The following is a 22882-nucleotide window of genomic DNA, read 5'->3' as shown; positions in this document are numbered from 1 at the left end:
TTATTATCATTTAATGTAATCTGTAAGAAAAAAGCAAGGTCCAAGCTCAAAATTTGAAAATAAAATTTATTGAATTATCTAATTTATACCAGAAATGACATTGTTTGGCCTCAAATGATATCAAATAATATCATTTAAAATTACTATCCAAAAAAAACTATTTTGTGTTACCTATGTGTTACCCAAAAATAAAAAAGCCGACTCCTAAAAGTCGGCTTTCCCTTGTTGTACAGGCGGAGAGACTCGAACTCTCACACCTTGCGGCACTAGATCCTAAGTCTAGCGTGTCTACCAATTCCACCACGCCTGCATAAACTTCAATAAAATTACAAACCTAACTTTAATGTAAACCCTTTATCACGCTAGACTTTCTAGCGTGCCCGCCCGTACCGAGCGGTACGTTCGGGCGGGTCTACCAATTCCACCACGCCTGCATAAACTTCAATAAAATTACAAACCTAACTTTAATGTAAACCCTCTATCACCCTAGACTTTCTAGCGTGCCCGCCCGTACCGAGCGGTACGTTCGGGCGGGTCTACCAATTCCACCACGCCTGCATAAACTTCAATAAAATTACAAACCTAACTTTAATGTAAACCCTTTATCACGCTAGACTTTCTAGCGTGCCCGCCCGTACCGAGCGGTACGTTCGGGCGGGTCTACCAATTCCACCACGCCTGCATTCAACCCGATTATTATCGGGATGCAAATATAAAGTAATTTTTCAATTTTAAAATACTTAGTCAATAAAAAGTTCTTTTTTGTAAATTTAGCCTTCAATTAAACCAAAACATGCAAGACATTTCGGAGTACCTAGTCAAAAACAAGGAACGTTTTATTAACGAATTGATACAACTCTTAAAGATACCATCGGTAAGTGCCGACCCAGCGTATTCACAGGACGTCATCAATGCTTCCGAAGCCGTAAAGACTTCACTTTTGGAGGCCGGTTGCGATACCGCAGAAATATGCGAAACCAACGGATACCCTATAGTCTACGGAGAAAAAATAATAAACCTGGAATTGCCAACCATATTGGTATATGGCCATTATGATGTACAGCCGGCAGACCCCATTGACCTTTGGAACTCCCCACCTTTCGAGCCCGTTATAAAAACCACCGATATCCACCCCGAAGGTGCCATCTTCGCTAGGGGCGCCTGCGATGATAAGGGACAAATGTACATGCACGTAAAGGCTTTGGAATTCATGGTAAAAACCAACCAATTGCCCTGTAACGTAAAATTTATGATAGAAGGTGAAGAGGAAGTAGGCAGCGAGAATTTAGGAACCTTTGTGGCCGAAAACAAAGAAAAGTTGGCCAACGACATCATCTTGATCTCGGATACGGGCATGATCGGCAACAATGTACCTTCAATAACCACAGGCTTACGCGGACTTAGCTATGTGGAAGTAGAGGTAACGGGGCCCAATAGGGACCTACATTCAGGCCTGTACGGTGGTGCTGTGGCCAACCCTATCAATGTGTTGACCAAAATGATTGCCGCACTACATGACGAAAACAACCACATTACCATTCCTGGGTTCTATGACAAGGTAGAAGAACTCTCCACGGAAGAACGTGCCGAAATGGCCAAGGCACCTTTTAGCTTGGAGAACTACAAAAAAGCTTTGGACATAAAGGCTGTTTATGGGGAAAAGGGCTATACCACCAACGAGCGCAACTCCATTAGACCAACTTTGGACGTTAACGGAATATGGGGCGGATATATTGGTGCTGGCGCAAAAACGGTTATCGCCAGTAAGGCCTATGCCAAAATCTCCATGCGCCTGGTGCCCCATCAGGATTGGAAAGAAATAACGGAACTGTTTAAAACTCACTTTGAAAGTTTGGCACCAGACGGAGTTACGGTCAAAGTTACCCCCCATCACGGTGGCCAAGGATATGTAACCCCCATAGATAATAATGCCTATAAAGCCGCTTCAAAAGCATACGAAACCACCTTTGGCAAGACCCCCATACCTCAGCGTAGCGGAGGCAGCATCCCCATTGTTTCGCTTTTCGAAAAGGAATTGAAGAGCAAGACTATCCTTATGGGCTTTGGTCTGGACAGCGATGCCATACATTCTCCCAACGAGCATTTTGGCGTGTGGAACTACCTAAAGGGCATAGAGACCATTCCATATTTCTATCAATACTTTGCAGAACTATCGGAATAAACTAGATTCTTCCTTTCTGGGCGTTTCCCTTGCGGGCCGCTCTTTCCGCTGTATCTTTTTTGGCCCCTATCCACCAATCCTGCAGGAGTCGGGCCAAAAAAGGATGCCGCTGCAAAAGCTAACGCAAATTCAACCAAGGTTGATGCCCTGTTTTGGCAATATAATGCTCCCCACCCCGGAAAGGGAGGGGTGGATTCTTTACCGACAGCGAGTCGGGAAAGAAGAAGGGGCGGGTGGAATGTCTGCACCCATCAAGCTTAGCACCTATTAATTCACCTCAAAAGCCGAAGGTGCAGACTACCCCTTCCGCCATCCCGACAAAAAAGTCTGGATGCCACCTTCCCCTGCATGGGGAAGGAGCTTCATGTTATATCCATCACAAGGAGTCCTGCAAGGTTTATTTTGAACCTTGCAGGTCTTAGTGCACGCCTATCCCCTTTCCTTTCCCCATCAGTTTGGGTTGTAGTCCTACAAGGTTTTGGAAACCTTGCAGGACAAGGGCCAAAAAAGGATGCCGCTGCAATAGCTAACGCAAAATCAATTTACAATGATCAAACAGCAATCAGCAATGGGGTCTATTTACACAGCTTGTTAATCTATGGTCAGTAAACAAACTAATGTGCACAGCTGCAAAACCCCTTATTCCTGCGTTCCATAACCTGAAAAACCAATAGCTTCCCATATCTACCCACAAATAAATAACCTCTACATTTGTAGAATTAAAATATTTGCTCTATGTTTGTAGAGCACTTTAATCATTTTCACAAATGAAACTATCAAAAACAGAAGAAGAATTAATGAACCACCTCTGGAAGCTGAACAAAGCTTTCATGAAGGATCTGCTGGAAGTCTATCCCGAACCCAAACCCGCCACCACTACCGTGGCCACCTTGTTAAAACGGATGACGGACAAAGGTTTTGTGGGTTATACTTTATTCGGTAAGTCACGGGAGTATTATCCTTTGGTCAAGAAAAAAGATTATTTCTCCAAGCACTTGGACGGACTCATTAAAACCTTTTTCAATGATAGCGCCTCACAGTTTGCTTCCTTCTTTGCCCAAGAAACCGATTTGAGCAAGGAAGAACTGGAAGAATTAAGAAACTTGATAGATACCGAAATAAAAAACAAGTAGTCATGTGGATCTATCTCTTAAAATTTAGCGCGTGTTTGGCACTCCTCCTCCTCTTCTACAAGTTGGTTCTGGAGAAGGTCCATATTCATCATTTTAAAAGATATTACCTACTATCCGCTTTTATCATTTCCCTAAGCATTCCCTTAATCACTTTTACCCAATATGTTACCGTAACAATAGAGCCTACCCTGCTTCCAACGTACATTGATCAATCCAGTAGTTATTCCATAGAAAACAAAAACAACACTACCCCAATGTTACCCATTATTTTATGGGGTATTTACGCTTTAGGGGCATTCATTTTCGCACTCAAGTTTTTAGGAAACCTCAGGTCATTAATCAAAAATATCAAGAGCAATCCCAAATTAAAATCGGGACGTATCCATCACGTGTTGCTTCAAGAACTAATTGCTCCGCACACCTTTTTTAGCTATATTTTTTTCAACAAAAAGAATTACGAAGCCCATAAAATTCCGCAAGAAGTTTTTTGGCACGAGGAAACCCATGCCAGACAAAAACACAGCTTGGATATCTTATTGTTGGAGCTGATTCAAATTGTCTTCTGGTTTCACCCATTGATCTATTGGGCAAAACATTTGGCAAAACTGAACCATGAATTTTTGGCCGATCAGGCTGTTTTAAAAAGAGGAGCAAGTGTTCCCAATTACCAAAAAATGGTATTGGCATTCTCATCTTCCGATAGCTATCGGAATGCCGTAACACCACCTTTGGCAAATGCCATTCATTATTCATCAATCAAAAAACGAATCGTCATCATGAAAACACAAACCTCAAAAAAAGCCATTTGGCTTAGAAGTTTATTGCTGATACCTTTAATGTCATTGTTACTTTACAGTTTTAGCACCAAAGAAATTCTAGAAATTCGGAAAATTGAGAAGGTTACGATTAAGGAGCACTATCCACAAGAAGTAATAGTAGAGGATATTGAACAGGAAAAAATAAATGATTCAAGAAATCAAAATATTCCAACACAGGAAATTTCCATAGCTATAAACAAAAAAGGACAGTTGTTGGTCAATGTTGATTTGGTTAAAATTGAAGACTTAAAATCACACCTCCTTAAATACAACCAAGGCCTTACCAAAGAACAAAGAGAGCAAAGCGTAAGGGCCGTTATTAGTGTTGAGAAAGAAACTCCGAACAATATTATAAAACAAGTGGACGCTATTTTAATGGACTACGGGGTAGCCACCATTGACATTAAAGGGCCCACACCATCCCCAAATCAAGTTGGGGCCACCAAATCCAAACTGCAGGAATATAACACCCTAGCCAAAAAATATAACGCACAACCCCAAGAATCAAGGGTTATTCCCCTAAAAGACTTAAAGACCTTGGAGAATATTTATGGCAGCATGACCAATGATCAAAAAGAGCAGGCAGAGCCCTTTCCTGAGTGTCCAACAGTTCCACAGACTCCAAAAGCTCCTGAACGCACTATAAAGCCAAATCAAACTATTCCTCCACCACCCCCACCTTACGCCGTTCCCAATGCAGAAAAGCATTCAAAGGCCCTACTGGAGTCTTTTGAAAAATTCGATAAAAAGGCCAATACCTACGGCAAAGCAACTGAAGCCTTTACAAAAAAAGGGGAGGGAACCTTAGCCAATCTTCAAACTTTGTACGAAGAAACTATGGTTTTATATAATAGTTATGTGGAACTAGCCGTAAAAGAAGACCTTATGAAACCCACCCCACCCAAGGCCAAGGAGGATTCTGGATTACCTTCTTCAAAAGACTCAAAAGATGAAAGCAGTAATATATCACCGTATGTAGGCAGCACTTTTCCTGCCAAAGACACAAAAGCCTCCGGCACACCACAAAAAGTGTTAGTTACAGAAAAATCCGTGTCCGGCCCATCGCATCATGCCAATCCCTTTATTCATATTAGTTATATGCAGAGCAAAAATGCAATATTTTATCTTGAAGAAAAAAAAATTACAAGTGAGGAAGCTTGGGAGTTGGTTAAAAGAGGAAAAAATAGGAACATCAGTATGATTACTAAATATCCTGAGGTAAATCAACCTATTGTATACCTTTCATTAAAATCTACCGAATCAGAAGGCAAGAAAATCAATTACACTAAGGTTGACACGGTGGTTACTTCCGATTTACCGCCCCCTCCTCCAACTATTGCAACCCATGTCAATACTGAAAATTATTCCAAAGAGTTGAAAAATGCTATTTACAACTATTTGAGAAAAGCAAAAAGCTATAGGACGGCAGTCTCCAGTTACCACAACGAGCACAAGGGTAGTCTCGATGAATTGAAAAAAAACTATGTTGAAGTAATGCAATTATACAATGCATATAAAAAATTGGCATATAAGGAAAATCATTATGTGCATCCAGTCCCATTATATAATGACCCGAAAGGGGAATTTGGAGAACCAAATTCTCCACTAAAAGTGGATGAAGAAATTACTCCATCGCCAATTTTAAAAAGTAGTGACAATCAAAAACAAGAACTTAATAAAGAGCCTTCGGTATATTATGGAAAATTGTACAATTTACCTGAGCCTCCACCTCAGCCACATCCGAATCCTGTGAAATATTTAAAGGAATTAGCCGAAAAGGGAGCGACCTTTTATCTTGGCCCCCATAAATACAAAACGATTGAAGCAATCGAATTGGTCCAAAAGAGTAAAGATCCAAATATTAATGTAAGTGATTTCCCTATCGTAAAACTGGGTGGTTGTTGATGTTCACATTCCAAACAAAACTTAAAGCAGTCCTGCAAGGTTTCCAAAACCTTGTAGGACTTACACCCCAACCTAGCCGGGAATTCCAAACATAACATCATGCACTCACACTATACCTACAAGGTTTCCAAAACCTTGCAGGATCAGGGACAGGTGACAAAAAAGCAAAAAAATGCCCAGGAACAGCCAACGCAATATTAATTAACGATGATGCCGAGTTTTTTCAATACAATGGCTCCCCACCCTGGACAGGGAGGGGTGGATTCTTTACCGACAGCGAGTTGGGAAAGAAGACGGGGCGGTTGGAAAGACCGTACCAATTGGAATTGCGCTAAAGCCACATCACCTTATCCGAAAGACATACGCTGCCCCCTTCCGCCATCCCCTACATATCATGAGTTAGTCCTGCAAGGTTTCCAAAACCTTGTAGGACTTACACCCCAACCTAACCAACAAGATAAATCATCATGTGCTTTCTCAATACCTACAAGGTTCAAAAAAACCTTGCAGGATTAGAACCAACCTAGCCAGGAATTCCAAACATAACATCATGCACTCACACTATACCTACAAGGTTAAAAAAGACCTTGCAGGATTAGAAGCAAGCCTTACCACGAATTCCAGACAAACAACCATGTTCTAGCACCATACCTACAAGGTTTCCAAAACCTTGCAGGATCAGGGACAGGTGACAAAAAAGCAAAAAAATGCCCAGGAACAGCCAACGCAATATTAATTAACGATGATGCCGAGTTTTTTCAATACAATGGCTCCCCACCCTGGACAGGGAGGGGTGGATTCTTTACCGACAGCGAGTTGGGAAAGAAGACGGGGCGGGTGGAAAAACTGTACCAATTGGAATTGCCCTAAGGCCACCTCACCTTATCCGAAAGACATACGCTGCCCCCTTCCGCTACATATCATGAGTTAGTCCTGCAAGGTTTCCAAAACCTTGTAGGACTTACACCCGAACCTAACCAACAATATAAATCATCATGTGCTTTCTCAATACCTACAAGGTTCAAAAAAACCTTGCAGGATTAGAACCACAACGAAACCGGATGGGCAATATAGCAGACAAACAGCATAAACTTTATACCTACAAGGTCAAAATAGACCTTGCAGGATTAGAAGCAAGCCTTACCAGGAATTCCAGACAAACAACCATGTTCTAGCACCATACCTACAAGGTTTCCAAAACCTTACAGGATTAGAACCAGCCTTACCGGGGATTCCAAACAAATAACTATGCCCTACACTATACCTACAAGGTTTTAGAAACCTTTAGGGATTTGATACGAATGGCCACCCATCTGGAATTTATCTGAATAGGCACATCCACTAAGCATCAATATTGAAAAGCTTTATGATTACACCCCATATTTATGATAATTTTCTGTAACAAATCATAGGTTTCTACGTTCTAACAGTCTATAGGAACATCAATCAAAATCAGAACACTATGTTACAGCACTTTTTTATGCTCTGCTCCGGGGCAGATACCGATATTCTCAAAACTTGCTCCAAGGGAGAACAAAACAAATACGCCGGAATAGGCGCCACAGTTTTCTTTACCGCCGTCATGGCATTTATAGCCAGTGCCTATGCCCTCTATACAGTATTCGACAATATATATTCCTCCATTTTCTTCGGCCTTATTTGGGGGCTTCTCATATTTAATCTGGATCGATTTATAGTCTCCACTATAAAAAAGAGCGATAGTTTTAAGAGCGAATTACTACAAGCTACACCGCGAATAATATTGGCCGTCATTATCGCAATTGTTATTTCCAAACCTTTGGAAATGAAAATTTTTGAAAAGGAAATCAACCAAGTGCTTTTGGAGGAGAAAAACACTATGACACTTGCCAACAAAGAGCAAATTGCCACACAATACACCCCAAAAACGGAACAACTGAAGGCTGATATTTTGGGTCTAAAAAATGAAATAGCGACTAAAGAAGTCGAAACCAACGCGCTTTACGATACCTACATCTCCGAGGCAGAAGGTACTGCAGGCACCAAATTATTGGGCAAAGGGCCAGTATACAAGGAAAAAAGGGACAAACACGATGCTGCCCTGGCCGAATTACAGTCCCTAAAACAAACGAACGCCGAAAGAATTTCAACCTTAGAGGCACAGATTGCGGCCTTGGATCTGGAATATGTAGATCAAGTTACCAATACCCAACCGATAATTGACGGTTTCGACGGACTCATGGCTCGTATAAATGCCTTGGATAAATTGCCCTGGTTGCCCTCATTTTTTATTTTTCTTTTGTTCCTGGCCATTGAGACATCACCAATAATAGCAAAGCTACTATCCCCAAAAGGTGCCTACGATTATAAGCTGGAAGACCAAGAAAGTGCCGTTAGGACATGGGTGACACAAAAGGTTGGCCAACGTGAAAAAGTGCTGGAAACAGACACCCTTCTAAACAATAAGATCTACAGTGAAATTGCCGAGGAAGAGGAAATCTACAAATACAAAAAACAAAAGGCCGAGGAATTGTTAAGGCTACAGGCCAATGCATTTCATGAAGGCCAAGTGAAAAGTCTATAGATTAAATAAGAACATTTTGATAGGTTATTAGTCAATTAAAAAACCCAATTATCCCGGCTGTCCAATTGAGCGCTGTCGAAACCCTTTACCAGTAATATCTGAGGCCTAGGGCAATTCCTAGCTAATTCCCCCACATTCTTACCCATAGGGCCAAAAGGAGTTTTTTGGCATCCCTCTTTAATTTTGGGCTTTCTTCTACCGACAGCTCCCCATCCTTGGGAATCAACTTATAATTAAAGGCAAATTGGGATTCATCCGGGTCCAAACTCATCAACCCGAATCGCAGGTCATTAAAAAATAACTGTCCGTTTACCTCATTTATGGTATACCAACCTTCAGTAATTTTTTTCAGCCGTTGAACCTTATCACTTTGGGCCAAATCACCCAGTAATTCGTGGTTTTTTGGATAGCGACTAAACTGAACGGGCTTATTATCGAAAAAAGAGTAATTACCAATGAGGTAAGCGTCGCCGGCATCAACATTGGCAGACCATAGAACAGTATTAAACGGAGAAGGCCTAGTGTCTATTTCTGTATAAGCTATTCCCTGTGCGTCCAAACTATCGGTAATCTTTTTATGGGCAACTCCTTTGAGTACCAAGCTAAGTCCCAAATATAAACTGCTGATGCTCAACCCATACATATTATAGCGCCACCGCAGCGCCAAATCGCGCTTTTGGCGCATAGCAAGAATAAGAAACAGCAAAAATGGCAGGGTGTACAAGGGATCGATAACGAAGATGTTCTGAAAAGCTATCCGTAGATCAAAGGGCCAAAAAAGTTGGGTCCCCCATGTGGTAAAGGCATCCAAAATGGGATGGGTGAAAAGTCCGCAGAACATCAATAAAGACCATTCCTTCCATGTGGCAGGTCCCTTGCGTTCCAATTTAAAAATCAGCCAACCGAAGATAGGGGCAAAAATTATGGAAAAGAAGATAGAGTGGGTAAACCCCCTATGCCACTCTATAGCAGTGACCGTATCGGCAACATAATTGGCCAAAACATCCAAATCCGGAATGGTGCCGGCAATAGCCCCATAGAACATGGCCTTGTTGCCCACTTTCTTACCTAAAACCGCCTCTCCCACTGCGGCACCCAATACTATCTGCGTTAGCGAATCCATCCTTATTATTTATTCAAAAAAAGGCCAAGCCCTCATTTCTCCAGAGGGTACCAAAAATTTACAATTCCCGACCCGGACTATTGCGATTATTCCACTATTTCCATCTTTTTTAACAAGAAGGAGGCATTCATATTTTTACAAACCCCGGTTTTAAAAGTGTAATCGAAATTAAGTTCATTGTTAATAATTTCGGCGTCAAAATAATAGTTCTTAACCTGGGGCAATTCTTCCGAAACTTCACATAAACTTAAATCATGGGTGGCAATAATCCCGGTAGACTTTGAAGCCACCAATTTTTCAACAAACTTACGTGAACCTATGGCTTTGTCCAAACTGTTGGTCCCTTTGAGGATTTCATCCAAAACAATAAAATACTTGTCCTTTTGTATTTCATCCACTATAAACTTCAACCTTTTCAGTTCGGAGAAAAAATAAGACTCATCGTCCGTAAGTGAGTCCGTAGTGCGCATACTGGTTATTAACTTGATCGGAGAATACTCGGCCGCCGAAGCGCATAGGGGCAAGCCCACATTGGCCATGACAATTTGCAGGGATACCGTTCTTAAAAAGGTACTTTTCCCAGCCATATTGGCTCCGGTGACAATAAAAAATTGCTCCTTAAGGATGGTTATATCATTGGGCACCGCTTTTTTAGGATCCAATAAAGGATGGGACGCATTGACCGATTTTAGTATTACCCCATTATCTACCAAACGGGGGTAATTATAGGCCGGGTGGTTATGGGAAAAATTCCCAAGACTATTAAAAGCGTCAAAAAAGGCTATGGCATTAAACCACTTCTCCACCTTTGGCCCGTGTTTACCTATCCACCGTTCTATCCTGTAGGCCTGTAACAAATCCCAAAGAAAAAATCCGTTCCCCAACAAGGCAAAAAACATATTGTTCCTTTGGTCCAGCGCACCTAGAATTTCCGAGAATTCCTTTAAAACCTTTGAGGCCAGCTCTTTCTGGGAAACCACAGAATTCTTCTTTTCCTTTAAAAGATCGGAGGCAAATTCCTGTTCCTCTATTTTTAAGATCAATTTTTGATACTGCTGAAAGGTGCTTTGAACCCTGTTGGCATCCGAAGCCAGTTTAGAAGTGCTTTTTAGAAAAAAACCACTCAATAACAAACCGGCCAAAAGAATAATAAAAATAGGGAAACCTGGTAATGTCCCCAACAAGTATCCTCCAATCAAAATAAGGGAAACCAAAGAAAAAGTATAGGATACATAACGCATGGATTTGGGAACGTATGCTTTGTAACCAGCAAGCCATGAAACTATGGTTTTGGTTGTAGTATCCGTTTTTACCAGGGTAGCTATTGCAGAAAATTCCTGTCTCCAATCGGGTAATTTGGATAATTCTTCCACGGCCTTTTGCTTGCCCGCAATATTCTCCAAATCGTTCGCCAATAGCATTTCCACCAGCATATCACTACCTTGGACCAAGGCGGTACGATTGCTATACTGATAATAGGAACCTTTTCCGAACAGGTCAATGTCCTGGGCAAAAAAATGATTGGGATCCTTATACTCCGAACCATCGGGAAGGTGATGAAAATTACGCACCAACACCTTTATTTCCGTTTCATTAATTTTAATAAGGGCCAAAAGTTTGTCCCTCTTGTATTGTAAGTCGGTATGTTTGGAAACCAGATACAGAAATAGGCCTATAGCCACTATAATCGTTCCTAGGACCAATTTAGTATCCCCAAAAAAAAGGTAGATAAAACTGGCTGCGAGAACAAAAACGATCAATCTGATAGTACTGGAAATGGCCAGTTGTCTTTTTACCTGTCCAAGTACTCCGGCATGGAGTTCTACTCTATGTTTATAAAATGCGATTAGGTTATCCATTTAGGAATTTGAAATGTAATTTATGCAAATGTAGTTAATCCAAGGCCTTAAGTTGGGCCTGTAACTTTTTTGTTAGACCGGCAACTACCAGTTCATAGGAATGGTCTATCAATTCCCGGACCAAAGAGGGTGACAAAGTCTCAAGATAAAGGGTATTCCAATGTACTTTGCTCATATGGTACCCAGCAGTTATTTTTCCATCGTATGTCTCCCGCAATTCTATGGCCCTTTCCGGATCGCATTTTAAATTGGCCTGGGACGGAATACGCTCCAGAGGCACCAGGGCAAACATTTTTCCCATTACCTTGAACACCAAGGTGCCGGCATCGAAGGGAAATTCTTCCGTAACCCCATTTTTAAGAATACAATGCTCCCTAAATTCCTCTATATTCATAGCGTCACTTATGTTGAATCACTAGTGGGCCAGCTCCTTTAAACTATCCCATACTATTCTGCATTTAAGCACTTGCTGATCGCCAATATCGTTTCCTACCACGGTTTCACAATTAGCTCCTCCCAAACGCCCATAAAAGGCCATAGCACTGGTATTGTTCTTTAGCACCCATAAATACAATTTTCCACCCGGATCATTCTTTAGTACCTCCTGGGCCACCAACCTCATCAATTGTCTGCCAATTCCTTTTCCCTTGGTTGTACCCAACACATGCAAATTGTCCAATAATGTGCCGTATTTGGCATCATCCCCAAGAAAGGCGCAGGCAAAACCACAAATTTCCCCTTCCAGCTCCGCTACCCAGCAAAATTGGTTAGGCATTGGATTATTTAACCTATTCTGCCAAACACCTTCACGCTCAGCGGTAGCCTCGGTATCCAGAAAATGATCACTAAAATCACCCCTGTAATTTTGTTGCCAACTTTTTACATGCAATTTGGCAATTTCCAAATAATCACCGGCATTGGCTTGCCTGTAAGTCACCATAAAATATGTCTAAATCCCTTGGGAGTCGTACACTATTACCTTGGTCCATAAATTGCTGGATTCCGCAACAAAAAGGTTATGGGCTTCCTCAGTCTGATACTTTGCCTGTGCCTCGGCAGATTCAAAAGAAACTACCAGAGAATAGGTAAAGGAACCATCTACAACATCGCGGGTGGCCTTTGGCGGCACGCCCACAAAGTTGGTCTTGGCATATTTGGAATCCCGCATAAATTTCAAGATGGATGTCTCAAAAGCCTTCCTATCCTCAACATTATCAGGATTCTTCAACCAGAAAAAAACGGTGTGTACAAAATTGGAATCAAAGTTCTTCATATCTTCTTTGTTTTGACCATAACTTGTTACGGTCATCGTTAAAAATAATACAGTATAAAATAAAGTTTTCATTATATATTTTGTTTTGGAAATTACACAAAAGTATGCTTTATAGAGATTACCCAACATCCCGCTAAAATAAAAAAAATTGGTTCCAATTTGGGAGCATTGGAAAAAGGATATTACTTCTCCATGATCTGCTTCTTTCGATTGTTCATTTCCAAGGCGGAATAGTCCAATTTCCATCCTATGGTCTCTACAATTTTTTCAATTAAAAGTACAGCTTCAAGAGCTTCCTTATTGGCGGTATCCATTAAACCACTTTGAGGAATTTTATCCCTAATATGTTGCTTTGCCTCCATATTCAAGGAGGTAAGATCTGTTGGAGTAAAAGTGTTGAATAGTCCGTTTTGTATATCGTAAAACTGTAGTTCCGGGGAAATTGATAAAATTTCAGGTTGCGGAAAATTGGTAAGGATAATTCTTTTCTTATCGTTATCGGCATACATTTGCAACTTTTTTAGATCAAAACCAATATGCGCCTTGGCATTGATGATGATCAAGGCCTTCTTTTTGCTACTTACCAAACTTAGAAAACGCTCCTTGGTGTTTTCGTATCGATAAATCTCGGCAAAATCACCTTCCACCGTTATTAATTTACAAACGCTTTTTATCTTATCCAACAGTATGGCCGACTGATGTTCCGTAAGCTCTTTGCTCCTTTTTTTTCGAAAAAAAGAAAACACCCAGTACATTGCAATGGCCCCGAGAATAAGACCCAAAAAAAGTTCCAATATATCACTCATTTGCCTTACCTATTTCTCCTAAATGGGTGTATTTAAACCCCTTGTTATATTTAAGTCCATATCCAAATATTCTATCCATGGAAGCATGTGAAAATAGGATGATTCCTATTAACTGACACAAAGGTAATGAAAGATAAATCCCGAGGAAATAAATCGCTATGGCCAAGCCTTTATGATGGAACAGATTGTACCCAATGGCACCAACCTTATTCCCCATAAGGTAGCCAAGCATTCCAATATCTGGTGCCAAAATTAGCCCAACAAACCACCACCAGCTATAATCCAACAAACTAAAGAGATATAATCCCAAACAGAACATTAATAACTCCTCAGCTCTTATAAGTAACCGCATAGCACCGTTTATGATTCCTCTACTAAATATAGAACCGGTCTACTGGGACTGGCATCATTTTCGAAGGCAGCCAGTTGAAGGTTTAAAAAATACTTCCCATCCTTTATGGTATTCGCTACAAAAACAAACTCTGTTATAGTAGCCTGTAGTCGACGTTTTCCATCGAAATTCCAAAAGGTCTTATGGGCCAAAAGAGCTCCTTCATCCTTTTCCTTATCCACGGAAGGAAGATCTATCAGCAAATGCTCCACACCCTTGTCCACCAGCAATTGTGCTGCCGATTCCAATAAATATGGGGGATTTGTATTGGCGTATTGCCTGGTCATTTTGTCCCTTAGGTTTGGGATGGTCCTAATGACCACTGCCTCCCTATTTTTATTGCCCAAGGCATACTGTAATTGCTTTTTGGAGATTACAAAATCGCCATTTATTTTTTCCGGAGCTATGGTAATCACCTCGGTCATAAAAAAGAATTTGGAAAGACTTTTATTAACGGAATAAAACTCTTCCGTTATATGACCAATGCATTCGGTATGGGTACCATGGGCATGAGGATTAAAATTGATATCGTTAAAATTGGTCGAAGCCCCTTCTGTGACCTTGCCAATAAATTCCCCTTCGGTATGGGGTTCAATTTTTGGTGGGTCCACATACCATGCATTTACATTGGTACTCTTTCCGGTTATAGGTATGGAAATATCCAAGGGTTGGGATAAATCTATGGTGTAGTTTTTAGTGTTGTGTTTTATTATGGTTTTCATGTATGTTGAACTTCTTAATCGTGCTCAGGACAAGTTAACCAAAAATAAATCGGCAGCAATCCCATCACTCAAAAATTTACCTTTAGGGGAGACGAATAAGTGTTCTTTTTCCATATAAAGCAGGCCATCTTCGATTTTTTTACTGGCCTGCCTCAATAAATACGAATGGAATTCCCCGCCAAATTCCTCTTTTATCCTCTCCAAGGAAACTCCCCATATAGTTCGTAACCCGGTCATAATATATTCGTTGTAACGATCGGTTTTGGACAGCACCTCTGCTTCCATAGGCAATTCATTTTGAGAAATCGCTTTTAGGTACTTGGTATTATTGTTTACATTCCAGCCCCTTCTAATTCCGTCATAGGAATGGGCGGAGGGACCAATGCCCAAGTATTTTTTCCCCTGCCAATAGGCCGTGTTGTTCCGGGAAAAGTAACCTGGTTTTCCAAAATTGGAAATTTCGTAGTTAATAAAGCCTGCAGCTTCCAATTTACGTACCAGAATATGAAAATGTACCTCAGCCAATTCATCATCCACAGGAGGGATAAGCCCTTTTTCTATAAACGATTTTAAGGCCGTTTTGGGCTCCACAGTAAGGGCGTAACTGGAAATATGGGGCACCCCGAAGGCCAATGCCTTTTCTATATTGGCAACCCATCGTTCATTGGTCATCCCGGGAATACCATATATAAGATCGATGGAAATATTATCAAAATAATTCTTGGCCAGTACGATGCAGTCTTCCGCTTCCATGGAATTATGCGCCCTGTTCATCATCTTTAAATCCTCCTCAAAAAAAGATTGGATTCCGATACTTAACCTATTGATTGGTGATTTGGCCAATTCTTCTATCTTTTCTTCGGACAGATCATCGGGGTTGGCCTCCAAAGTGATCTCGGGTGCACTTACCACAGTATAATTACTATAAACCGACCCAATTATCTGGTTGATTTCTGCTGTGTTCAAAACCGATGGAGTTCCACCCCCAAAGTAAATTGTTTGCACCTCCTCCTCCTTAAACTCATCCTTCCTAAGTTCCAATTCCTTGATCAATGCCAGTACCATGGCCTCCTTCTTCCCCATATTGGTGGAAAAATGAAAATCGCAATAGTGACAGGCCTGCTTGCAGAAAGGGATATGGATGTAAATGCCGCTCATTTTTTCAGTAATCAGTAAACAGTGGTCAGTGGTCAGTGGTCAGTGGTCAGTGGTCAGTGGTTAGTGGTTAGTGGTTAGTAAAAATATCTATTTGGAACCAAACTTGTCAGGGTTATTAATCATGTAATAAATTAGCTTACCTATTTCCTTGCTTTCGCCAATCAACTCATCGAATATTTTCTTATCAATATATTGGCACTCCTTCGCATACTCTAACCATACTTGAGTTTCTAGATTCTCGGCATCACTATCTGTTAATTTATTAATGAAATATTTTGGATAAAGACGCTTAGCATAAGATTCGGCAATATTTGCCGAAACACTTCTGGAGGATCTTCTTATCTGATCGGTCAAAGAATATCTTTCTTCCTTAGGAAAGGATTTGGAAATCTCAAAAATCCTCATCGCCAAAGTAAAAGATTTTTTATAAGCCAATAAGTCCTGAAATCTCATAGTTACTGATTGCTGTTCAATAGATCTAAATTATGTTTTTTAAAGAATTGGTATATAAATCTGATCCAAGTCCCATTTGGCTCAAACCAAACTGTTTACTTTTTACTGATTACTGTTCACTATATAACCGCCAATCTTCACTTCTTCACCCTACCATCGTTCTGTTTCACAAAAGCATCCCAGCCACTATAGCTTTTGCCTACTTCTATTCGGCCTTCGTTATAAAAATGACAGACTGCAGCGGCAAGACCATCGGTACTGTCCAGGTTTTTAGGGAGCGACTTTAATCCCAACACGCTTTGCAGCATTTTGGCCACCTGTTCCTTACTGGCGTTACCGTTTCCTGTAATGGCCATTTTAATCTTTTTTGGGAGGTATTCCGTGATGGGAATTTGGCGCGATAGGCCTGCAGCCATGGCCACGCCCTGGGCCCTGCCCAACTTGAGCATGGATTGCACATTCTTTCCAAAAAAAGGGGCCTCAATAGCAATTTCGTCCGGGTGGTAAGTATCGATAAGCTCTATGGTGCGTTCAAAAATAAGTTTTAGCTTGGTATAGGGGTCATCGTATTTTTGAAGCAGGAGTTCGTTCATCTGAAGAAACTCCATTTTCTTATTCACCACCTTAATTATGCCAAAACCCATAATGGTGGTTCCAGGATCGATACCCAATATTATCTTTTCATTTGCCAAGGAAGGAATTGTTTAGATTCTAGATTTATATTTCAGTTGGAATTCACTATAATGGGAATCCTAAATTTTGAGGATACCGGCACCCCTCGTTTTAAGGCAGGCGATAATGGAGGCAGGCCTTTTAGGCTTTGAGTGATGATGCTACGAAATTCGGGGATCTGATTTTCAATATCCTGGTTGCGCTGCACTTCCAATACCGAAATTTCCCCTTTGTAGTCCACCAAAAAATCCACGTATATAGAGGTGTTGATATCGGACACAAATTGAAATTCAAAATCCTCCAAAGTCGCAGTATATTGTTCCAATAGTGTATTTTGAAAACAATCCAACTGCCCCGTCTTGTCCAACATTTCATCGCAGTTGTCAAATAAGGGGTACTTATCAACCTCATTAAAATTTATATTGCGCATTTCCTCGTTTACCAATTCTTGGGTTTTTTCTTCTTTGGAAGTAAACCAGTCGCAAGAGGTAAAAAGACAAAAACAAGCCAAAACCGCAACTTTCCTCATGTATGCCAGATTCTGGGCGGAAATTACAATTTTTTGATCAATTTAAGGGCTGTAGCTGTCAATTTCCTCCTCAATAGTCTTATCCTATGGCCTACAATTTTCATGAAATAAACTTCGGAATAGTACAATGGTCACCTCTTGGAAAGAAATAGTAGTGTTTACTTATTGGTAATATGGTATTTCTGTTGGTCCGTAACGACAAGCATAGTAGTGGGCAATCCTTTGTACTTAAAAGTTAAGACATCCCCTTTTTGGGCTTCAATCTCAATTAGCCCATCAAAGTCGGTAACCACAACCTCATTTTTTCCTTGTATGGAAACATCAACTCCGGGCAACCCTTTGGTTCCATCCGTAACCATACATCGAAGATATTCCTTACCATCAACCTTTTTAACATATGCCATAACAGACATTGTATTCGCAACTGACGTTAATTCTGGCGATTGTGATGAACCATTTTCTTCTGGGCCCTGAAGCCTGAATGTAATCGGAATCGAAAAAGGCACCCGTACTTTTTCACCACGGTGTTCCCCAGGTATCATTTGCGGCAACAAAGAAATAATACGGGCTGCCTCATCTTCCAAAATCTTATCAGGTCCGCGCATACGAAGATTTCCTATGCTTCCATCTTCTTGAATAATGAACAACAAATTTACCCGCCCCTCAATACGCTTTTCTTGGGCTTCTTTGGGATACCTGAAATTTTTGCTAATGTGTTTCTGCAAACTGGCATTAAAACAATCCCTTTTATTTTCTGCATCCTCACAACCAGGAAAAACCGGGACTTTATCTATTATGGCGAAGGCTATATCTACTGTTCCATCATCATTCTTCCTTGTACCAAATTCCTCTTTTCCCTCCAACTTAAATGTGATCGGAATAGAATAAGCAACCCTCACTTTTTTCCCCTTGTGTTCCCCTGGGGCCATTTTCGGAAGCAAGGAAATGATACGGGCTGCTTCCGCTTCCAAAATCTTATCTGGGGAGCGCATCCTTACATTTCCAATACTTCCATCTTTTTGAATAACAAACATGATGTTGACCCGGCCTTCAATTCCCTTTTCTATGGCCTCTTGGGGATAATTAAAATTCTTACCAATATGTTTCTGGATTTGTTGTTGAAAACAATCCCTTTCGTTATCTGCGTCTTCACAACCGGGAAAAACGGGCACCTTCTCCACTTCTGCAAAGGGAACGTCAACGACGTCTTGATTAGGATTACTAAGTTGAGGCAATTGGTTTTCTTTTTCTAACTGTTCTTCGCCAGTAGATTGTTCTTCGCCAGAAATGCCATTTTCTTGGGCCTCCAGGGAAGTATATAACAGCATCCCTACTACCAATGGCACCAACAATAAATACTTAAGTTGCCAAACTCTTTTTGATTTTGATTTTTGTAACATGACGATTCGTTTTTTGATTAATGATGATTTAAAAAATTGATTGATAAAAGAAATATGTTGGGTCTGAAAGACCTGTGACAACAGCAACTGATACTGTTCAGACTTATGGGTCTTGGCCACTCTTGCATCGGCGATGAACTCGTGCAATTCGGAAACCCTATTTTGATAAACGTAGACCAAGGGATTGAACCAACTTACAATCCGCATCAGTTCAAAAAGCAGCAGATCCCAGCTATGCCGCTGCTCTATATGCACCAGCTCGTGCTGAATGATACTCTCATGGTCCTTTTCCAATACTTTGTCGCCCAAAAAGATGGACCTAAAAAAGGAAAAAGCCATTTCACTGTTCCGTACCACCACTCGGGTAAAATTTTCAAAATACCGGATTTCACCTTGACGTTTTAGTCGGTCTATTTGATATAGCTTATAGACAAAAAGCAAGGCTGCAATTAACATTCCTCCGTAAAAAATTATTTCGATCGCAGAAAAATCAAAAGAAGCATCGTTTTCTCGAGCAACAACCACTCCCTCTGACATGTCCATACCCCACAAATATTCTGGATACACAAAATATTCTGGAGAAACTGAAGTCCTAAAAGCCTCGATCTTTATCCAAGGCAGCAAAAGGGAAAGTACAAATGTCCCGATCAGGTACACCCTGTTCCATTGAAAAAAGGTCTCCCGTTTAAGAAACAGATCGTAAACGATCAAAAACAATAGCTGGAATGCCATGCATTCTAAAATATACCGTATCATTCCTTCTCCTTTTTAATTTCCTTCAGTATGGATTCCAACTCCGATAGGCTCATATCGTTCTTTTTCATAAAGAAAGAGACCATACTTTTAAAAGAACCCTGAAAATAACCGTCCACCAGTTTGTTGATGGACTGATTGCCGTAATCCGATTTCTTGATCAATGGAAAATAAAGATAACCCCTTCCCTCCTGTTCGTGGTCCACAAAACCCTTGCTCTCCAGAATACGTACAATAGTGGAAACTGTATTATAGGCAGGTTTGGGCTCCGGCAATTCGTCAATAATTGCGGCAACGTTGCATTTCTGCAACTGCCATAATACCTGCATTACCTCCTCCTCCGCTTTGGTCAATTGTTTCATTTAACTAACTTTTTAGTTGAACACTATAACAAATATAACTAAATATTTAGTTTAAACTAATTTTTTAGTTAAAAAATTGAATTGAAATTATTGCGCGGTCCAGAAAGAGGAAAACACACCCCTAACCCCTCTCAAGAGGGGAATATTGGATTAAACGTAAGATTAGTTTTCTTTCTTTTATGAAGCGTCATCCTAAATGACGCGTGGGAGCTATGGCTGGGCATCATTCTCTTCTTTACACGGAATGGTCTGCGTTTCTCACCCCTTCCGCCTTCTCCTTTGTCGAAGCCACCTTCCCCTGATTAGGGGAAGGAGCATTTTTTTAGCATTGCAATGTGTGACAATAAAACTTTGAGTTTAATAATAACAATAGGCTCCTTCCCTTGGATAAGGGAAGGTGGATACTCGGCCAGCAGCCGAGGAGACGGAAGGGATTGGGGTTCCAAGTCCTGGGAAAGAACATAATTTCCATTAGAAAACTTAGATTAGGAAAATCCTAAATCTAGTAAGAGCGTAGCACTCGAACTGCCGCCTTCCTCTACTGAACACATGTAGGCACGAGCGTGACGCTCGCGCCAGCGAAAGGATACAGTGGTCTTAAAAGCCTCTATCTTTATCCAAGGCAGCAAAAGGGAAAGTACAAATGTCCCGATCAGGTATACCCTGTTCCACTGAAAAAAGGTTTCCCGCTTAAGGAATAGATCGTAAACGATCAAAAATAATAGCTGGAATGCCATGCATTCTAAAATAAACCGTATCATTCCTTCTCTTTTTTAATGTCCTTGAGTATAGATTCCAATTCGGATAGGCTCATATCGTTCTTTTTCATAAAGAACGAGACCATACTCTTAAAAGAACCCTGAAAATAACCGTCCACCAATTTGTTGATGGACTGGTTGCCGTAATCCGATTTCTTGATCAACGGAAAATAAAGATACCCCCTACCCTCTTGTTCGTGGTCTACGAATCCTTTACTTTCCAAAATGCGTACAATAGTGGAAACTGTATTGTACGCCGGTTTGGGTTCTGGAAGTTCATCAATAATTGCGGCCACATTACATTTCTGCAACTGCCATAGAACCTGCATTACTTCCTCCTCTGCCTTGGTTAATTGTTTCATTTAACTAACTTTTTAGTTGAACACTATAACAAATATAACTAAATATTTAGTTTAAACTAATTTTTTAGTTAAAAAGTTGATTTGAAGTTATCCCTAGCGTCAAACTCATACTAGAATTTTTTTAATCTGAATTCTAAATAGGCACGAGCGTGACTCTTGCGCCTGCGACGAGGTATGGCTACGAAGCATTCTCTTCATTACTCGGAATGGTCTGCGTTTCTCACCCCTTCCGCCTTCTCCTTTGTCGAAGCCACCTTCCCCTGATTAGAGGAAGGAGCATTTTCTAAGCATTTCATTGTGTAACATAAAACCATAAGTATAATCATCGTAAGCTCCTTCCCTTGGATAAGGGAAGGTGGATCCTCGGCTATCGGCCGAGGAGACGGAAGGGATTGTAAGCCCAAGTCCTTGGAAAAGCACATAATTTCCAATTGACAACTTAGGTTTGGATCGTCACTGAAATTGCCTCATGTCGAAGTGACTAGTACCAGTCCTTTCCCCATCCCTGTAACAAATCCTTCATATCTTCGTCAAACTAAGTATTCAAAAGATTCCTATGGATATTGTGTTATTGATTATCGGGTTTATTTTAATGTTCGTCGGCGTATTGGGTAGTTTTCTTCCAGTACTCCCGGGAACACCTATAAGCTGGGTAGGCTTGCTACTGCTCTATCTTACCAAAGCCATTCCAGATGATTGGATTTTTTTGGGTATTACCTTGGCCGTAGCCATACTAGTTTTTGCCCTGGACTACATTATTCCCGTTTGGGGAACCAAGAAATTCGGGGGAAGCAAGTGGGGAATGATCGGTACTACCATTGGACTCATAGTAGCCCTTATATTTCCAGTTCTTGGATTTTTTGGAATCATAATCTGGCCTTTTTTGGGCGCTTTGGTAGGGGAACTGATCAACAGGGCCGATCAAAAAACGGCCCTAAAGGCCGCCTTTGGTTCATTTTTAGGCTTTTTAACCGGAACCTTCCTGAAATTTATGGTTACCATAATTTATCTGGGCCTATTTATATATAAGGCTTGGGAATATAAGTCAGACTTATTTCCCTTCTTTAGTTAATCCATATTTCTACATCCATGTAACTTTTTCTTGCCATGGGCCTTTGCTGACAACTGGAATTTCTTCATCAGTATACCCCATATAGAAAAAGCCCAAACATACTTCGCCTGTATTCAACTCAAAAAAATCGCCCATATATTTAATCAGGCCAGGAGAACTCCAATAGCTCCCTATACCCAACTCTGTACAACAGAGCCACATATTTTGTACCGCCATTGCCGTTGCTGCCACCTCTTCCCATTCCGGCACACTTTCTTGGAGATCACGTTGCATACAAATGGCTATGACTGCGGCAGCCTTTTTTGGATTCTGAATCAACTTTTCCACCTTGAACTGCTTAGGCTTTGGGTCCGTTTCCATGTATTTCAATGACAGGAATAAGCCCAATTTTTCCTTGGCCTCCCCTTGTAGTACTTTAAATCGCCAAGGTTCCGTTTTCTTATGGGTAGGCGCAAAATTGGCAGCCTCCAATACCTTTTCAATGTTCTCCCTACTTATAGGTTCATCATTATATTGGGCAGGAAAAATAGACCGACGCCTCTTAATTATATCAAAAATCATACTTTCTCAATTTAAATATTACAAACT

At 40.8% G+C, this 22882-nt stretch carries 22 protein-coding genes and 1 tRNA gene; 5 read left to right on the top strand and 18 right to left on the bottom strand.

The window, feature by feature from the left end; translation table 11 throughout:
* Positions 1-228: 228 nt before the first annotated feature.
* Positions 229-310 (bottom strand) — tRNA-Leu (locus U735_RS0102410).
* A gap of 483 nt (positions 311-793) precedes the next feature.
* Here U735_RS0102410 and U735_RS0102405 point away from each other — a divergent pair.
* From U735_RS0102405 to U735_RS0102365, 4 genes are all read left to right on the top strand, one after another.
* Positions 794-2182 (top strand): dipeptidase, encoded by a 1389-nt coding sequence (locus U735_RS0102405; protein WP_031442301.1) that lies wholly within the window; start codon positions 794-796, stop codon positions 2180-2182.
* A gap of 767 nt (positions 2183-2949) precedes the next feature.
* Positions 2950-3315: a BlaI/MecI/CopY family transcriptional regulator gene (locus tag U735_RS0102390; RefSeq protein WP_031442299.1), complete on the top strand. Its 366-nt coding sequence runs from the start codon at positions 2950-2952 to the stop codon at positions 3313-3315.
* A 2-nt stretch (positions 3316-3317) separates the two neighbouring features.
* On the top strand, positions 3318-6038 hold the full coding sequence (locus U735_RS24860) for a M56 family metallopeptidase (protein WP_083260609.1): 2721 nt from the start codon (positions 3318-3320) through the stop codon (positions 6036-6038).
* Between the two features lie 1462 nt (positions 6039-7500).
* Positions 7501-8601: a DUF4407 domain-containing protein gene (locus U735_RS0102365; RefSeq protein WP_031442295.1), complete on the top strand. Its 1101-nt coding sequence runs from the start codon at positions 7501-7503 to the stop codon at positions 8599-8601.
* 121 nt (positions 8602-8722) lie between these two features.
* Here the strand turns inward: U735_RS0102365 and U735_RS0102360 are convergent, their stop codons facing one another.
* The 16 genes from U735_RS0102360 to U735_RS0102280 all read right to left on the bottom strand — a co-directional run bounded on the left by U735_RS0102360 (position 8723) and on the right by U735_RS0102280 (position 21222).
* Positions 8723-9724: a metal-dependent hydrolase gene (locus U735_RS0102360; protein WP_031442294.1), complete on the bottom strand. Its 1002-nt coding sequence runs from the start codon at positions 9722-9724 to the stop codon at positions 8723-8725.
* Positions 9725-9810: 86 nt separating this feature from the next.
* Positions 9811-11583 (bottom strand): MutS-related protein, encoded by a 1773-nt coding sequence (locus U735_RS0102355; protein WP_031442293.1) that lies wholly within the window; start codon positions 11581-11583, stop codon positions 9811-9813.
* Positions 11584-11617: 34 nt separating this feature from the next.
* On the bottom strand, positions 11618-11977 hold the full coding sequence (locus U735_RS0102350; RefSeq protein WP_031442292.1) for an MmcQ/YjbR family DNA-binding protein: 360 nt from the start codon (positions 11975-11977) through the stop codon (positions 11618-11620).
* Positions 11978-11998: 21 nt separating this feature from the next.
* On the bottom strand, positions 11999-12523 hold the full coding sequence (locus tag U735_RS0102345; protein ID WP_051891837.1) for a GNAT family N-acetyltransferase: 525 nt from the start codon (positions 12521-12523) through the stop codon (positions 11999-12001).
* A 9-nt stretch (positions 12524-12532) separates the two neighbouring features.
* Positions 12533-12928 (bottom strand): Dabb family protein, encoded by a 396-nt coding sequence (locus U735_RS0102340; protein ID WP_031442290.1) that lies wholly within the window; start codon positions 12926-12928, stop codon positions 12533-12535.
* 110 nt (positions 12929-13038) lie between these two features.
* Entirely contained in the window at positions 13039-13662 is a 624-nt protein-coding gene (locus U735_RS0102335; RefSeq protein ID WP_031442289.1) for a DUF4230 domain-containing protein, read from the bottom strand.
* A complete protein-coding gene (locus U735_RS0102330) occupies positions 13655-14014 on the bottom strand; it encodes a DUF4260 domain-containing protein (RefSeq protein ID WP_031442288.1) in 360 nt (119 codons plus the stop codon). The genes U735_RS0102335 and U735_RS0102330 overlap by 8 nt, the downstream gene beginning before the upstream one ends.
* An 8-nt stretch (positions 14015-14022) precedes the next feature.
* Positions 14023-14775: a cyclase family protein gene (locus tag U735_RS0102325; RefSeq protein WP_031442287.1), complete on the bottom strand. Its 753-nt coding sequence runs from the start codon at positions 14773-14775 to the stop codon at positions 14023-14025.
* Positions 14776-14799: 24 nt separating this feature from the next.
* Positions 14800-15933, bottom strand: a complete 1134-nt coding sequence (hemW, locus tag U735_RS0102320) for a radical SAM family heme chaperone HemW (protein WP_031442286.1) — start codon at positions 15931-15933, stop codon at positions 14800-14802.
* Positions 15934-16020: 87 nt separating this feature from the next.
* The gene (locus U735_RS0102315; protein ID WP_031442285.1) at positions 16021-16386 is read right to left on the bottom strand and encodes a four helix bundle protein; all 366 of its coding nucleotides are present in this window, start codon (positions 16384-16386) and stop codon (positions 16021-16023) included.
* 137 nt (positions 16387-16523) lie between these two features.
* Positions 16524-17078 carry a crossover junction endodeoxyribonuclease RuvC gene (ruvC, locus tag U735_RS0102310; RefSeq protein WP_031442284.1) on the bottom strand — a complete coding sequence of 185 codons (555 nt, stop codon included), beginning with the start codon at positions 17076-17078 and terminating at the stop codon, positions 16524-16526.
* Between the two features lie 32 nt (positions 17079-17110).
* Positions 17111-17587 (bottom strand): hypothetical protein, encoded by a 477-nt coding sequence (locus U735_RS0102305; protein ID WP_031442283.1) that lies wholly within the window; start codon positions 17585-17587, stop codon positions 17111-17113.
* 158 nt (positions 17588-17745) lie between these two features.
* Positions 17746-19743 (bottom strand): M56 family metallopeptidase, encoded by a 1998-nt coding sequence (locus U735_RS24355; protein ID WP_034247968.1) that lies wholly within the window; start codon positions 19741-19743, stop codon positions 17746-17748.
* Entirely contained in the window at positions 19740-20102 is a 363-nt protein-coding gene (locus tag U735_RS0102295) for a BlaI/MecI/CopY family transcriptional regulator (protein WP_031442281.1), read from the bottom strand. Before U735_RS0102295 ends, U735_RS24355 begins: the two co-directional genes overlap by 4 nt.
* Positions 20103-20587: 485 nt before the next feature.
* Complete coding sequence (locus tag U735_RS25875; protein ID WP_031442280.1) at positions 20588-20863, bottom strand: hypothetical protein; 276 nt, start codon at positions 20861-20863, stop codon at positions 20588-20590.
* Positions 20860-21222: a BlaI/MecI/CopY family transcriptional regulator gene (locus U735_RS0102280; protein WP_031442279.1), complete on the bottom strand. Its 363-nt coding sequence runs from the start codon at positions 21220-21222 to the stop codon at positions 20860-20862. The genes U735_RS25875 and U735_RS0102280 overlap by 4 nt, the downstream gene beginning before the upstream one ends.
* Positions 21223-21778: 556 nt before the next feature.
* Here U735_RS0102280 and U735_RS0102270 point away from each other — a divergent pair.
* Positions 21779-22294, top strand: coding sequence for a DUF456 domain-containing protein (locus tag U735_RS0102270; protein WP_031442277.1), 516 nt, complete (start codon positions 21779-21781; stop codon positions 22292-22294).
* A gap of 9 nt (positions 22295-22303) precedes the next feature.
* On the opposite strand, the gene U735_RS0102265 is transcribed toward U735_RS0102270, so the two are convergent.
* Complete coding sequence (locus U735_RS0102265; RefSeq protein WP_031442276.1) at positions 22304-22855, bottom strand: nitroreductase family protein; 552 nt, start codon at positions 22853-22855, stop codon at positions 22304-22306.
* Between the last annotated feature and the right edge of the window lie 27 nt (positions 22856-22882).

The organism is Arenibacter algicola, assembly GCF_000733925.1.
GTDB lineage: Bacteria > Bacteroidota > Bacteroidia > Flavobacteriales > Flavobacteriaceae > Arenibacter > Arenibacter algicola.
The sequence above is the reverse complement of the archived record's forward strand: the minus strand, read 5'-3'. Positions and strand labels throughout refer to the sequence as shown.

Bases quoted from the DNA above. Each gene is read 5' to 3' on its own strand.
- U735_RS0102340 (WP_031442290.1), bottom strand. From the start codon at position 12,928: ATGAAAACTTTATTTTATACTGTATTATTTTTAACGATGACCGTAACA.
- U735_RS0102365 (WP_031442295.1), top strand. From the start codon at position 7,501: ATGTTACAGCACTTTTTTATGCTCTGCTCCGGGGCAGATACCGATATT.
- U735_RS24860 (WP_083260609.1), top strand. From the start codon at position 3,318: ATGTGGATCTATCTCTTAAAATTTAGCGCGTGTTTGGCACTCCTCCTC.
- U735_RS0102355 (WP_031442293.1), bottom strand. From the start codon at position 11,583: ATGGATAACCTAATCGCATTTTATAAACATAGAGTAGAACTCCATGCC.
- U735_RS0102330 (WP_031442288.1), bottom strand. From the start codon at position 14,014: ATGCGGTTACTTATAAGAGCTGAGGAGTTATTAATGTTCTGTTTGGGA.
- U735_RS0102390 (WP_031442299.1), top strand. From the start codon at position 2,950: ATGAAACTATCAAAAACAGAAGAAGAATTAATGAACCACCTCTGGAAG.
- U735_RS0102405 (WP_031442301.1), top strand. From the start codon at position 794: ATGCAAGACATTTCGGAGTACCTAGTCAAAAACAAGGAACGTTTTATT.
- hemW (WP_031442286.1), bottom strand. From the start codon at position 15,933: ATGAGCGGCATTTACATCCATATCCCTTTCTGCAAGCAGGCCTGTCAC.
- U735_RS25875 (WP_031442280.1), bottom strand. From the start codon at position 20,863: ATGATACGGTTTATTTTAGAATGCATGGCATTCCAGCTATTATTTTTG.
- U735_RS0102280 (WP_031442279.1), bottom strand. From the start codon at position 21,222: ATGAAACAATTAACCAAGGCAGAGGAGGAAGTAATGCAGGTTCTATGG.
- U735_RS0102325 (WP_031442287.1), bottom strand. From the start codon at position 14,775: ATGAAAACCATAATAAAACACAACACTAAAAACTACACCATAGATTTA.
- U735_RS0102345 (WP_051891837.1), bottom strand. From the start codon at position 12,523: ATGGTGACTTACAGGCAAGCCAATGCCGGTGATTATTTGGAAATTGCC.
- U735_RS0102335 (WP_031442289.1), bottom strand. From the start codon at position 13,662: ATGAGTGATATATTGGAACTTTTTTTGGGTCTTATTCTCGGGGCCATT.
- U735_RS0102350 (WP_031442292.1), bottom strand. From the start codon at position 11,977: ATGAATATAGAGGAATTTAGGGAGCATTGTATTCTTAAAAATGGGGTT.
- U735_RS0102295 (WP_031442281.1), bottom strand. From the start codon at position 20,102: ATGAAACAATTGACCAAAGCGGAGGAGGAGGTAATGCAGGTATTATGG.
- U735_RS0102360 (WP_031442294.1), bottom strand. From the start codon at position 9,724: ATGGATTCGCTAACGCAGATAGTATTGGGTGCCGCAGTGGGAGAGGCG.
- U735_RS0102265 (WP_031442276.1), bottom strand. From the start codon at position 22,855: ATGATTTTTGATATAATTAAGAGGCGTCGGTCTATTTTTCCTGCCCAA.
- U735_RS0102305 (WP_031442283.1), bottom strand. From the start codon at position 17,587: ATGAGGAAAGTTGCGGTTTTGGCTTGTTTTTGTCTTTTTACCTCTTGC.
- U735_RS24355 (WP_034247968.1), bottom strand. From the start codon at position 19,743: ATGATACGGTATATTTTAGAATGCATGGCATTCCAGCTATTGTTTTTG.
- U735_RS0102270 (WP_031442277.1), top strand. From the start codon at position 21,779: ATGGATATTGTGTTATTGATTATCGGGTTTATTTTAATGTTCGTCGGC.
- U735_RS0102315 (WP_031442285.1), bottom strand. From the start codon at position 16,386: ATGAGATTTCAGGACTTATTGGCTTATAAAAAATCTTTTACTTTGGCG.